13 protein-coding genes are annotated in these 12940 nt (G+C 61.8%); 9 read left to right on the forward strand and 4 right to left on the reverse strand.

From position 1 onward, the window contains the following. Positions 1 to 783 precede the first annotated feature (783 nt). The 4 genes from asnA to ADJ70_RS00830 form a co-directional block, all read right to left on the reverse strand. The gene (gene asnA, locus ADJ70_RS00815; RefSeq protein WP_050342659.1) at positions 784 to 1785 is read right to left on the reverse strand and encodes an aspartate--ammonia ligase; all 1002 of its coding nucleotides are present in this window, start codon (positions 1783 to 1785) and stop codon (positions 784 to 786) included. 447 nt (positions 1786 to 2232) lie between these two features. Further along, positions 2233 to 3276 carry a class I SAM-dependent methyltransferase gene (locus ADJ70_RS00820; protein ID WP_083443709.1) on the reverse strand — a complete coding sequence of 348 codons (1044 nt, stop codon included), beginning with the start codon at positions 3274 to 3276 and terminating at the stop codon, positions 2233 to 2235. Then, entirely contained in the window at positions 3273 to 3794 is a 522-nt protein-coding gene (locus ADJ70_RS00825; RefSeq protein WP_050342661.1) for an SRPBCC family protein, read from the reverse strand. The genes ADJ70_RS00820 and ADJ70_RS00825 overlap by 4 nt, the downstream gene beginning before the upstream one ends. Then, complete coding sequence (locus ADJ70_RS00830) at positions 3769 to 4425, reverse strand: TetR/AcrR family transcriptional regulator (protein WP_050342663.1); 657 nt, start codon at positions 4423 to 4425, stop codon at positions 3769 to 3771. The genes ADJ70_RS00825 and ADJ70_RS00830 overlap by 26 nt, the downstream gene beginning before the upstream one ends. 353 nt (positions 4426 to 4778) lie before the next feature. Here ADJ70_RS00830 and ADJ70_RS00835 point away from each other — a divergent pair, with 353 nt between their 5' ends. From ADJ70_RS00835 to accB, 9 genes are all read left to right on the forward strand, one after another. Then, the gene (locus ADJ70_RS00835) at positions 4779 to 5729 is read left to right on the forward strand and encodes a hypothetical protein (RefSeq protein ID WP_050342664.1); all 951 of its coding nucleotides are present in this window, start codon (positions 4779 to 4781) and stop codon (positions 5727 to 5729) included. Positions 5730 to 6729: 1000 nt separating this feature from the next. Further along, positions 6730 to 7164 carry a MarR family winged helix-turn-helix transcriptional regulator gene (locus ADJ70_RS00840; RefSeq protein WP_172674416.1) on the forward strand — a complete coding sequence of 145 codons (435 nt, stop codon included), beginning with the start codon at positions 6730 to 6732 and terminating at the stop codon, positions 7162 to 7164. After that, a complete protein-coding gene (locus tag ADJ70_RS00845; protein WP_050342671.1) occupies positions 7161 to 8126 on the forward strand; it encodes a beta-ketoacyl-ACP synthase III in 966 nt (321 codons plus the stop codon). Before ADJ70_RS00840 ends, ADJ70_RS00845 begins: the two co-directional genes overlap by 4 nt. 102 nt (positions 8127 to 8228) lie before the next feature. Next, a complete protein-coding gene (locus tag ADJ70_RS00850) occupies positions 8229 to 8465 on the forward strand; it encodes a phosphopantetheine-binding protein (RefSeq protein WP_050342672.1) in 237 nt (78 codons plus the stop codon). A 3-nt stretch (positions 8466 to 8468) separates the two neighbouring features. Beyond that, the gene (gene fabK, locus ADJ70_RS00855) at positions 8469 to 9413 is read left to right on the forward strand and encodes an enoyl-[acyl-carrier-protein] reductase FabK (protein WP_050342673.1); all 945 of its coding nucleotides are present in this window, start codon (positions 8469 to 8471) and stop codon (positions 9411 to 9413) included. After that, entirely contained in the window at positions 9401 to 10324 is a 924-nt protein-coding gene (locus tag ADJ70_RS00860) for an ACP S-malonyltransferase (RefSeq protein WP_050342675.1), read from the forward strand. Before fabK ends, ADJ70_RS00860 begins: the two co-directional genes overlap by 13 nt. Before the next feature lie 2 nt (positions 10325 to 10326). Further along, positions 10327 to 11100, forward strand: a complete 774-nt coding sequence (gene fabG / locus ADJ70_RS00865) for a 3-oxoacyl-[acyl-carrier-protein] reductase (protein ID WP_050342677.1) — start codon at positions 10327 to 10329, stop codon at positions 11098 to 11100. A gap of 80 nt (positions 11101 to 11180) precedes the next feature. Continuing rightward, entirely contained in the window at positions 11181 to 12425 is a 1245-nt protein-coding gene (gene fabF / locus ADJ70_RS00870; protein ID WP_050342679.1) for a beta-ketoacyl-ACP synthase II, read from the forward strand. A 15-nt stretch (positions 12426 to 12440) separates the two neighbouring features. Beyond that, positions 12441 to 12929, forward strand: a complete 489-nt coding sequence (accB, locus tag ADJ70_RS00875) for an acetyl-CoA carboxylase biotin carboxyl carrier protein (protein WP_050342680.1) — start codon at positions 12441 to 12443, stop codon at positions 12927 to 12929. Positions 12930 to 12940 lie beyond the last annotated feature (11 nt).

A 12940-nucleotide genomic window follows, 5' to 3' on the forward strand; every position in this document is an offset into this window, starting at 1 on the left:
CGGCGCAACAGTGTACACAAGTGCCCCAAAACGAATCCGAGAGGCCAGTTTCGCCGATCTGTGTACACTCTTGCGTCACTGCCCTGGCGGTGACGCCCACCACGCCGCCAGGGCAGTGACGCAACCACCCACCCACACGAACTCACGAAGCCCCATATCCGTTCCCCACTTTTGGCTGCTACATTATGACCAAGGACCTCTCCTGCCAATCGCGCAGGGTGCCGGACCCGTTTCCGATTCGATCAAGGGGTGCTCGCTGGTCGCGGTGAGCCTGGTGTGGAGATCAGCTTATCTCGTCTGACATGAAGACCGCGCAGGGCCCTCGCTGAGGCGGGTCACGACGCGCGCATCCAGCGCCGCCTCGACGGCAAGAGGCCGATGCGCGGTGCGAAAGTGCCTAAAGCGGAAGCACCTCTTCGTGCCTGTGCCCAAGCTGCTTTCGCGACGGCTGTCCGCATCGGCTGCCGACACCCCAGGACTGCGTTGTTGCAGGCTTTCTTGAAGCCGTCCCTAACGGGGGCGAGCTGGACATGTCGGGCATGGAGATGCGCCGTCTCGGCGAGCGATGGAAGCTGCCCACGGCGACGTGGACCTCCCCAGCAAGCTTCGCGACGCTCAGGGCCTCGTGGTCCTTGGTCGGGAAGAGCCTCTCGGGCCGCCTCCCTCAGCGTACCGCTTGACCTTCGCGCGTCCCTTTAGATGAATGAGGTGGTTGATATGCTCATTTATTGGATAAGTGACACGAAACGCGCGTCCGGGCGAAAGACCCATTCGAGACGGGCGTCATAGCAGCTGCACGCCTGAGGCTTGGCATGTCCGTACCGTCTCGCCATCCCAGACGGAGGCCTGCACCTCGCCTACGTGGGCCTTGCCCAAGAGCAGCATGCAAAGCCTGCTCTGGCCGATGCCCCCGCCGATGGTGTAGGGCAGCTCGCCCTCAAGGAGCATCTTGTGGAAGGGCAGTTTTCGGCGATCGTCGCACCCCGCGATAGTCAACTGTTGGTCCAGTGACGTGGGGCTCACGCGGATGCCCATGCTGCTTGCCTCCAGGGCGCAGCCGAGCACATCATCCCAAAAGAGTAGGTCGCCATTAAGGTCCCAGTCATCGTAGTCGGGGGAGCGGCTGTCGTGCGGGCGGCCGGAGCGTAGCGCCCTGCCGATGCCGATGATGAAGGTGGTGTGGTGGTCGGCCACAAAGCACCTCTCGCGTTCTTGGGGCGCAAGCTCGGGGTAGAGGTCCTCCAGCTCCTGCGCGCTCACAAAGGTGACCCTACGATCCAGCTCTACGTCGAGCTGGGGATAGTGCCACTTGAGCTCGTCGAGCGTGTCGCAGATGGCCGTGACAATGCGGCTGACCACATCTTGCAGGTATTCGAGGGTGCGGTCCTCTTCGCAAATGACCTTCTCCCAGTCCCACTGGTCAACGTAGATGGAGTGCAGGTTATCGAGGGTTTCGTCTCGGCGGATGGCATTCATGTCACATACGAGACCCTTGCCCATGTTGAAGTCGTAGCGTCGGAGTGCGTAGCGCTTCCATTTCGCGAGTGACTGCACGACCTCCGCGTTCTTGCCCGTCGCCAGCACGTCAAAGCTCACGGGGCGCTCGATGCCGCTGAGATTGTCATTCATGCCCGTGGTTGGATCCACGACGAGGGGTGCCGTCACGCGCACGAGGTGAAGCGCCGTGCAGAGCTTTGCGAGGAAGATGTACTTGATGCGCTCTACGGCGCGCTGGGTGTCATAGAGTGACAGCCGCGATTCGTAGCCTTCGGGGATGATGGTCATGAACTCTCCTCGCTATGGGGTGGTTTTGTGTCAGAAACTCTACAGGAGTCTCATTACAGAGGGATACTAGCACAGCTGCTGACCCATCGGCCAAATGTCACGATTCGGGAGGCTGGGTCGTAAGGTTACAAGGAGCGCCTTTGGTAGCTCGCGATCGCCCAGAGTGCGTCTTTCCGTAAGTCGTGGGTCTCAAACTGCGCTTTTCCGTGAGGTGGCGGTTGCAGACTGCGTCTTTCCGTGAGGTGGCTCGACGTTTGCGCAGGTGAGGAAAAGCGCATTCTACGCAAAAGCGCACTCTGGTGGCTGGGGCTCACGCAAAAGCGCATTCTGGCTCCGCCCCTCACGCAAAAGCGCACTCTGCGATCCCCAGGTCCCACAGACTGCGCTTTTCCGTTACGTTGCGGCGTCCGGAAAGTGTGGAGCAACCGCCCGCCAGATTGCGGGGCACTATGGAAAATAGCTCAACTGGGCAAATGCGCTCGAGCAACCGCCCGCCAGACTGTGGGGCGGGTTGCGCCAAGGTCCGCAAAGATCGGTTTGGAGTTTGACCTCACGCAAAGGCGCAGTCTGACCGCAGCCCCCCAGTCCCTCACGCAAAGGCGCACTCTGGCCACACGCCCTCGATGCTGCCCCGCTCGACTGCGCTGGACTCCGGCCTTGCAGCTTCAGATGAATGAGGATGGCGCGCCTCTTGTCATCACATACCCGCATGGCGATTCTCGTCCACAGCCTCAGCTTCCCTTTGAGGACCCTTCGCGCCTCCGTGTAGAACACACGCTCCTCGACCAGCGGCATCCCGAGTTCGTCCGCGAACGCCCGCGCGTCGTTCACGTAGAAGAGGATCTGCGCGGACGCGTTGCCCGTTCGTTTCACGTACCTGTTGGCGTACCTGACGCCCACCTCGTTGGTGGCGTCAAAGACCAGCTCGCTGCCGGGCAGGCGCTCTGCGAGGTCCCTCAGGAACCCTGTGACCTGCTCCTCTCGGAAGTACTGAAATACGCCCGAGGCGATCAAAAGCGACGGGACCTTTCTGTCCACCCGTCCCGTCCAGCCAAGTTCGAACATGTCGCCCGCGATGATGACCTCGCTCGGGAGCGGGTCGATGAGCGACCGTCTCAGCTCGATCGTCTTTGGTAGGTCGATCTCGTAGAACGTGACCGCAGGCAGGCTGAGTCTCTGTGCCATCGTCTCTAGGCCTGCGCCGAGGTTGATGACGTTGCAGCCGCCAGGATATCTTGCCGCAAACGAACGCACCAGCTCGTCGAGGACGTGGTAGCGGGCAACCGAGGCGAGCATCGTGTACTCGGAGGAGTGCTTCCGTATCCTCTCGAGGGTCTCGACAGGAATCCGGTCTCGCAGCTTGAGGGCCGTCGCGTCACGAAAGTACTCGGGGAAGCGCTCCGTCGCGTATATCCTCGCCACCATCGGAATGTACGTCGTGTCAGCCACACCCTGCAGCTTGACGTGTCGGGATGCCCGCGCGTCGCTCATGCCCTCTTCCTCCTTAGCTCGTCTGGGGAGATGCGCTCGGGATATCTCCCCTCCTCGAGGATCTCCTTGAGGTAGCGGTTGTCCAGGATCATGTCGTCTCGGATCAGCTGCCAGTTCGCCTTCTTTCTGAAGAAGACATTGAATACGAGAAAGTTGATCACGGGGCCTATGATCGGCGTCTTTACGCCAAAGGACTCGGTGTGCGAGAAGCGGCAGCCGGTCTCCGTCCGCTCTCCTTCGAAGGTGATGAAGGCAGTCTTTCTGTCGCTCCTAAACACGAAGCGGAAGTGGTCACGATCTCGCACGCTCTGGGTGATGGTTCCCGTGACGTCGTAGTCGAGGCCCATCACGATCTCGCGAAACCTCACTCTGCTGCCGACGGTGACGCCTCCGTCGTACAGCTCGCACTCCAGGTGATACGGACTCCACCTGACGAACTCCTCCTCGAAGTTGTCTGCCCAGTCGCACAGGCGCTCGAAGGGAGCGTCTATATCAATGCGCTCGGTCAAGGTATGCATGGACCACCCCTTTGTATCTCTGCCTCTCGTCCTCGGGGGCGCCAAGGGCGCCTGCGCAGAAGTCGACCATGCGGTCCATGAGAGGGGAGGGGTCATCGTTGCCCCCTCGGGCGTAGCTGAGGTCGTAGACCATCTCGCCGATGCCACCCGCGACGAAGACGGCGGCTTGGTGGATGTCCTCCTCGTTGGTTCCGCGCCAGCCCTTCGCTCGTATGAACAGCTCCCACACCTCGACAAAGCGCTGCGTCAAATCCTCTCTCAGCTTAAGAGAGAACAGCAGGTTCTCGGCGGATGAGACGGCCTCGTTCCCGTGTCCGCCACGTGTGAGTGTGGCAAGGAACAAGGGGGCGACGCCCATCATGAGCTTGTCGGGGTCGTCCTCCCACCGCGCGACGACCTCATCGATGGCCTGCAGGTACCGCTCGGAATGCCGTCGCAGCACCGCCTGGTAGATCTCCTCCTTCGACTTGAAGTAGTAGTAGAACACGCTCGGGGAGGCGGTTCTGTTGCCCACCTCGTCGAGGATGTTCCTTACGGAGGTCGCGGCATAACCCTTGGAGAGAAACAGCCTGCTCGCCGCGTCGATCAGCTCGCCGCGACGGATCGTGGGGTCCTGTCTTCTCCTGGGCATGGAACTCCCTCTGACGGAAAGTTCATAGAATGATGTTCTACCTACAGATAATAGAGCAGTATTCTACGAATGTCAACGTTCAACGTCGAATGGCTACGCCCGTGCGTGGTCGCGGTCAGTCTCATACTTGTCAGATGAGGGCGGTGAGTCCGGTGTCTTGTCAAGCGGGTTGCGGCGTCGGCTTCTCGTGGCCGGGCGCAGGCGATTCGCAGGGATGCGTCGTAGCCGGCTGGCATGTCCTGCCGTTGGCGCCGGCAGCCCGCTTCAGCTGAAGGCAGCTTGACTTTCCCGGGGGAGGGGATAGCATTTATGCAGCCCCATGACCCCATTCTGAAAGACTGAAAGGAGAGCACATGAGAGAGCATGCGAGAAGGTGGCTTCTCTGCGCCGTGCTTGCGTTCGCCGCGCTCGTGGCGCTGCCCCAGGCAGCGCTCGCGGAGGCGAAACCGGTGTGGCGCCTGTACAACCAGTACAACGGCGACCACATGTGGACGTTGGACAAAGCGGAGTACGACAAGCTGGTCAAGGTGGGCTGGACCGGGGAGGGTAGGGCGTGGCAAGCGCAGGCTCGAGCCTACTCATCCTATCAGGGATGGGTGATGAGACTTTACAACCCCTGGAGCGGCGAGCACCTCTTTACCATGGATGATGAAGAGTACGATCGCCTCGGTAAAGCGGGCTGGAGGCAGGAGGGCACTGTGTTCGAGTCTGCCGAGGCGGGGACTCCCGTGTGGCGCCTCTACAACAAGTGGCTCACAGCAGGCACCCACCTCTACACCACCAACAAGGCCGAGTACGACCGCCTCGTCAAGCTCGGCTGGACTGGGGAGGGCATACGGCTCTGCGCGGAGCTGCCCGAGTCCCAGCTCAAGCAGTTTACCAGCTACTACATTGGTCCTAACTCCCTTGTCGGTGGCGACGACGGCTCACGCTCGGGTACGCTCTCGACGGGCGTGTCAGCGTCCATCAGGGGCGATACGCTGACCCTGACTCCCAAGGGTGACAGGGCCCTGCTGGTCAAACAGCCCTATTGCGATTTTCACCGCAATGGGCACCCCTATGGATCCGAGAACAGGACGATCATCAACAGCGCGGGGGAACTCAACGGTGGGAAGCTCAGCTTCAGGCTCACGGAGTCGACGGTGTATATCGTGAGGCATCCAGTTGACCCAGGATTTTGGTTCGAGGTAGTTGGCGGTAGGGAGAAGCTCGAGAAGGTGGATATCAAGGGTATTTCCTGGCCCCACGATGAACTTATTGTTGACGCGCAGGGCAACGTCGTCTCGCTGTGCCTGATGTCCTGAGCAAGCGGTAAGGCTGCGGTTACGGGCATCCCTCGCCCTCTGTAGCCGAGTGGCAATTCCCATATCAAGCGGGGTCCCGTGGAGCTTGCGGTGGCGGCGCGTCCCTTGAGGGGGCGCGCCGTCGCGCGCCCTTGGCCGACGGCCACCGATGGGACATCGTCCGGGGGCGTCGCGGCCCTCGCGTGCCCGGCTGTCCCGCCGCCCGCGACCCGCTCGTCTCCGGCGGGGGCCCGAGGCGCTGTGGCGCACCCGGGCCCCAGGGGAGGGCGGCCGGCCGCACCCTGCCCGCTTTCCCAGGAGGTAGAGCGGTGCCGGGGCGCGCTCAAGTTCTGCTCCTTTCTACATCCCCTCGATCAGCGCCTCTCCTCACCTGGACAATCGCAGCGCCACCTTACGGAAAAGTACAGTTTGGAGTTGCGTCTCACGGAAAAGTGCATTCTGCAACCCCAGCACGCCAACAGTCACCCAGAGTGCGTCTTTTCGTGAGAGTCCGCGCCAGAGTGCGTCTTTCCGTAGAATGCGTCTTTTCTTATCTGGGCAAACGCAGTGTCACCTCACGGAAAGACGCACTCTGCTTCTGCGACCTCACCAAAAAGCGCATTCCGCAACCGCAGCGTTATGAAAAAGCGCACTTTGACTCACTCGTTCAGGCCACGCGTCACCAAAAGGCACATTTTGCGACCTTCGTACCGCCCGGACCACGTTTCTCCGTGACGCGCGGGGCGGCGAAGGGAAGGCGGTTGCGTCGCGTGCCCCCTCCAACTGACCCTCGCATATGTGGAGAAGAGATGCAGGGGCGAGGCGGTGAGCGTGCCTCAAATTTCCTTAGTTAATCTAACTAGTGAGCAAGAGAATTCGACCTGTGACGTACGGGAGGGTTGCCATGCAAGCGCAACATGCCAGACAGCCCCTCCGCCGGAGTACCTGCGCGAATGTCGCACCTACCCCTTACGGCGCCATGAAGGATGAGGACGCGTTCGCGAGTGAGGTGAGCAGTCTCTTGTTCAAGGTATACCGTTCAGCGGGTTCCATAGAGGCGAGCGTGCTGAGTCGACAGCACGACACCGACATCTCCCTGAGCGACTCTCGAGTGATCATTACGGTGGGCAGGTTGGCCTTCAGGACGGGATCGCGCATCAACGTGAGCGAGCTGGCCTGCGCCTGTGACGTCACGGTACCTTCAGCTACCTCGTCAGTCAACCGTCTGGTCACAAAGGGGCTGCTGAGAAAGGAGCCCGACGAGCGGGATGGGCGCTGCGTGAACATCATGCTCACGCGTACTGGGGAGAAGATCTATCGCATTCACGTGTTATTTCATTTGAACATGGCGAGCAGGCTAGCCGAGGGTCTGAGTCCGTCGGAGCGCGAGGCGCTCCTTGCGGGCATTCATCGGCTTGCAGACTTCTACCACGATGTCGAGATGGAGCGCGTATGAGCTTTAGAGTGATAGGAACCGGCAGTTCCCTACCTAAGAGAGTCGTTACCAACGATGACCTCTCTCAGTTCCTCGACACGTCGGACGAGTGGATCTACTCGCGTACGGGCATCAAACAGCGCCACGTGTGCACGACTGAGGGACTCGACGACCTCGCCATAGAGGCCTCGAGAAAGGCCGTCGAGGTGGCGGGCATAGATGGCAGCGAGATCGATCTCGTCGTGGGTTCCACGACCTCTCCCGATCACGTGGTTCCTGCTATCGCCTGCGTCGCTGCCGACGCCATCGGTGCAAAGCACTGTGCGGCTTTCGATCTCTTCATAGGCTGTTCGGGCTTTGTCCAGGGACTTGACGTGGTAGACGGGTTCTTTGCCCGTGGCAGGGCAAAGAAGGCCTTGGTCGTTGCTGCCGAGAAGGTGACGAGCCTCGTCGACTGGTCGGACCGGGCGACCTGCGTCCTGTTTGGTGACGGAGCGGGTGCGGTGGTGCTCGAGGCGACGGACGAGGACCCGCTCCCCATGCATGCGTGGGCGACGCTCGACTTCGCCCTCACCTTGCCCGGCGTCAGGAGTACGAGTCCCTATGACCAACGTATAGGGGCATACGGCAAGGCGCTCACCATGAACGGGCGCGAGGTCTTTCGCTTTGCCGTGAGGGCCATCATCGAGGAGGTAAACAGTCTTGTCGCCGAGGCGGGCATCGACGTCTCTGACATCGATCACTTCGTGTTCCACCAAGCAAACGAGCGCATCTTGGCCTCCGCTATCAAGCACCTTGGGCTCGATGACGCAAAGGTGGTCCGCAGGCTAGAGGACACGGGCAACATCTCGAGCGCGTGCATCCCGTTGGCGCTCGATACCCTGAACAGGAATGGGGGGCTCAAGCGGGGGGAGCTCATCTGTATGATCGGCTTCGGTGCCGGCCTTTCGGTGGGGTCCTGCCTCACCAGGTGGGAGCCGTAGCCACCACAGTTCGTGACAGCGCCGCGCAAGCGGCTGTCAATAGGAGGAGTCGCTCAGGCGACATAAAGCGCCGCTCACGCGGCAGATACACAAGGAGGAGCCATGGCCGAAAGCACGTTCGATAAGATCTGCGAAATCCTCAAGGAGCAGGACGGCGTTACCGAGAAGCTAACCCCCGAGACCACCTTCGAGGAGGCCGGCATTGACTCGCTCGCAACCGTCGAGGTAGTCATGGCCTGTGAGGAGGAGTTCGACATCGAGATCGACGCCGAGGCTAACCCCAAGACCATCGGTGAGTTCGTCGACATGGTCGACAAGCTGATCGCGGAGAAGGCGTAAGTGATGATACAGACCCCCATCTGCGACGCACTGGGCATCGAGAAGCCAGTCTTCCAGGGTGGCATGGCGTGGATAGCCGATGCGAGCCTTGCCTCGGCCGTGTCAGAGGCGGGAGGGCTGGGCATCATCTCGGCCATGAACGCTAACGCCGAGTGGCTACGTGACCAGATTCACGAGCTGCGTGAGCGGACCGACAAACCCTTTGGCGTGAACATCATGCTCATGAGTCCCTTTGTGGACGAGGTTGCGCGCCTTGTCGCCGACGAGAGGGTCCCCGTTGTGGTGACCGGTGCTGGGGACCCGCGCAAGTACATGAGTTCTTGGATTGACGCGGGTATCAAGGTCATTCCCGTTGTGGCGTCGGTCGCGCTGGCCCGCATGGTCGAGCGCGCCGGTGCGACTGCCGTCGTCGCCGAGGGAGGCGAGTCTGGCGGACACGTGGGTGACTCCACTACGATGACCCTCGTCCCCCAGGTCGTCGATGCCATCAGCATTCCCGTCGTGGCCGCAGGCGGCATCGCCGACGGCCGTGGCGTCGCCGCTGCCTTTATGCTCGGGGCGGTAGGAGTGCAGGTGGGTACGCGCTTCCTCGTTGCTGACGAGTGTACGGTGAGCGAAGAGTACAAGGAGCGTGTCCTCAAAGCCGGAGACATCTCCACCATGGTCACGGGCAGGTCGGGAGGACATCCGGTGCGCTGCCTCAAGACCCCCTTCACACGTCGCTTCGCGAAGGCCGAAAGCGCAGGCGCCAGCCAAGACGAGCTCAACGCCATGGGTGCGGGATCACTGCGCAAGGCGGCCCGTGAGGGCGACTACGAGAACGGCAGCTTCATGTGCGGTCAGATCGCTGGTCTCGTGAAGAGGCGCCAGTCTGCCGCAGAGATCGTCGATGACCTGGTCGGCGGTGCCGAGAAGGTGCTTAAGGGGGCGACCACATGGGTAAGATAGCCCTCCTCTTTGCGGGGCAGGGAGCCCAGCACCCCGGCATGGGTAAGGAGCTCGTACATGCGCAGCCTGTTGCCAAGCAGACCTTCGACGAGCTCGAGTCTGCCATGCCGGGTCTCTCCAAGCTTTGCTTCGAGGGCACTAAGGAGGAGCTCACCCGTACCGAGAACACGCAACCTGCGATCTTCGCGACCGATCTTGCGGCCGCACGCTCGCTCGTCGCACGCGGCATCAACCCAGACGGCGTCGCGGGCTTCTCGCTGGGCGAGGTCGCGGCGCTGACCTTTGCCTGCGCCTTTTCTGACATGGACGGCTTTGCGTTGGTGCGCTACCGTGGTGAGCTCATGGCCGAGGCGTGCGCGGCAAAACCTGGCGGCATGCGTGCCGTCGTGAAGCTGACCGCAGCTGAGGTCGAAAGGCTTGCCAAGGAGGCCGGAGCCTGGCCCGTCAACTACAACAGTCCCCAGCAGACCGTTGTCGCGGGGAGTGACGAGGCGCTTGCCAAGCTTGACGTGCTTGTCAAGGAGGCTAAGGGACGCTCCCTCAAGGTCGCTGTCGCCGGCGCCTTCCATAGCCCGTACATGGAGAGCGCCAGTGCGGGCCTTGCGAAGTGGCTCGAGAACAAGCCACCACGTCCCTGCATCGTCGATGTCTGGGCAAATAAGACCGCAGAGCCGTATCCCAAGGATCCCTCCAAGATAGCTGAGATCTTGGCTGCCCAGCCCTCGAGTCCCGTCCTGTGGACCAAGACCCTAGAGAACATGCAGGCAGCCGGCTTCGATAGCTTCGTCGAGGTAGGTCCGGGCACTACGCTCACGGGCCTCGTCAAGCGCACCCTCAAGGGGGTCACGGCGCTCTCGATCGAGACGCCCGAGCAGCTCGAGGCAGCGCTTGGCGTGCTGAGAAAGGACTGACTATGGCTGAGTTGAAAACCGGCACCCTTGATCGCGACGCGAGTCGTAAGGTCGCCCTTGTGACGGGTGCGTCACGTGGCATAGGTCGCTCGACGGCCCTGCGTCTTGCGACAGATGGCTACGACGTGGCCGTCATCTATGTGGGGAGCGCAGAGCCCTTCGAAGAGGTTGTCGAGGAGCTGCGCTCCGCTGGTGCGTGTGCTAAGGCATACGAGTGCGACGTCTCCTCCTCAAAGGAGGTCGACGCCTGCGTGGGTCAGGTGCTCGATGACTTTGGTCACGTCTGGACCCTCGTTAACAACGCCGGTATCACCCGTGACGGCATTATGGCCCGCATGAAGGACAGCGACTTCGACAGTGTCATAGCCGTCAACCTCAAGGGCGCCTTCAACATGGTTCGCGCCCTCACGCGTACCTTCATGCGTCAGCGCGGGGGCCGTATCATCAACATGAGCTCCGTCGTGGGCATCATGGGAAACGCCGGTCAGGTCAACTACTCGGCCTCCAAGGCCGGCCTCATCGGCCTCACGAAGTCTGTCGCACGCGAGCTTGCGAGCAGGAACGTCACCTGCAACGCCATAGCCCCGGGATTTGTCGAGACGGCCATGACGGCGGGTCTTTCGGACGCGACGCGCAAGTCCTATGAGGGGCAGATCCCTCTGGGGCGCATGTGCGTGCCCGAGGACATCGCGGCCGCGATCTCCTTCTTGGCGAGTGACGAGGCCTCTCTCATTACGGGTGTAGTCTTGCCCGTCGATGGGGGCATGGCCATGTAGGGACCTGTGGCCAGCACGGGCGCTTTGCCGTGCTGGCCATGTTGCAAGAGCGGGGCAAGCCTGATAAGGAGCGTACACATATGGAACGCAGGGTCGCAGTAACGGGGTTGGGTGCCGTATCGCCTGTCGGCAATACGCTCGCTCAAACCTGGGAGGCACTCAAGGCCGGTGTCTCGGGCGTCGGCGAAATCACGAAGTTTGATACGACTGACTATAAGGTCAAGGTGGCTGCCGAGGTCAAGGACTTCGATCCTACGCCGCTTCTGAGTGCGCCTGAGGTCAGACGTAATGACCTCTTTACACAGTATGCCATCGTGGCGGCCCATGAGGCCATGGTCGATTCTGGCCTCGACGTAGAGGAGAGCATCGATCGCGAGCGCCTGGGCGTCTATGTTGGCTCGGGCATCGGGGGCATCAACACGATGCTCGCAAATGCCGACAAGCTCATTGAGGGAGGGCCTCGCAAGGTCTCGCCGTTTTTGATTCCCTCGATGATCGCGAACATGGCCGCCGGCCAGATATCCATCCGCAATCGGGCACTCGGTCCTACCCTCCCTGTGGTCACGGCCTGCGCCACATCGAGCAACGCTATCGGAGAGGCATTCCGTGCCATCGGGCATGGCTACGCAGACGCCATCATCGCCGGTGGTGCCGAGGCTGGGATCGCCCCTCTCGCTGTCGCGGGCTTCAGTAGCGCCAAGGCCCTCACCAAGAATCCCGATCCCAAGACAGCGTGCCGTCCCTTCGACGCGATGCGCGACGGCTTCGTGATGGGTGAGGGTGCGGCCATCGTGGTGCTCGAGGAGCTCGAGCATGCCCAGGCGCGAGGCGCCCACATCTTTGCCGAGGTCATGGGCTACGGCAATACCTCGGATGCCTATCACATCACGAGTCCCGACCCAAAGGCCAGTGGCATCACCCGTGCCATCAGGCAGGCCATCGCCGAGGCAGGACTCGACGCCACCGAGGGTCTCTACATCAATGCGCACGGTACCTCGACCAAGCTCAATGACACGTCCGAGACGCTGAGCTTCAAGCGGGCACTGGGCGAGGAGGCCGCACGTGCGGCACACATCTCCTCCACGAAATCGATGACGGGCCACATGCTGGGCGCCGCCGGCGCGATAGAGGCCATCGCATGCATCAAGGCTCTTGAGGAGGGCGTCATCGCCCCCACGATTAACTACGTGCACCCCGATCCCGACTGCGACCTCGACTATACGCCCAATGAGGCGGCCTCCTTCGACGGCCTCTGGGCTCTCTCGACATCACTCGGCTTTGGCGGGCACAACGCCGCCCTGGCATTCAGGGCCTACGGAAAGTAGAGGTGAGTCGTTCACATGGAATTCGATAAGGTCAAAGAGTTGGCTACGCTACTTGAGAACAGCTCCCTCACCAAGCTGCGGCTTGAGGAGGATGGTACCGTCCTCGAGCTCGAGGCCGAGCCCCCGCAACAACTGGTGAGTGTGGCGGCTCCAGCTGTCGCCGCCCCCGTCACGGCGGCGCCCGCGCCATCCGCGCCGCCTGCCCCCGCCCCAGCTGCGCCTGCGCCGTCGTCGGGCGACAGTGATGACGCACCTTACGACATGAGCAAGCTCACGCTCGTGAAGGCTCCTATGGTGGGTGTCTTCTATGCGGCACCGTCCCCGGGCGCCGATCCCTTCGTGCATGTGGGTTCCAAGGTCAAGAAGGGTGACACCCTCTGCGTCATGGAGGCGATGAAGCTCATGAACGAGGTCGTGGCCGAGGTCGACGGGGAGGTGGTTGACGTCTGCGTCGAGGACGGTGACCTTGTGGAGTTTGGTGGTACCCTCATGAAGATCTACTAGGACAAGGGGCC

Source organism: Olsenella sp. oral taxon 807 (assembly GCF_001189515.2).
GTDB lineage: Bacteria > Actinomycetota > Coriobacteriia > Coriobacteriales > Atopobiaceae > Olsenella_F.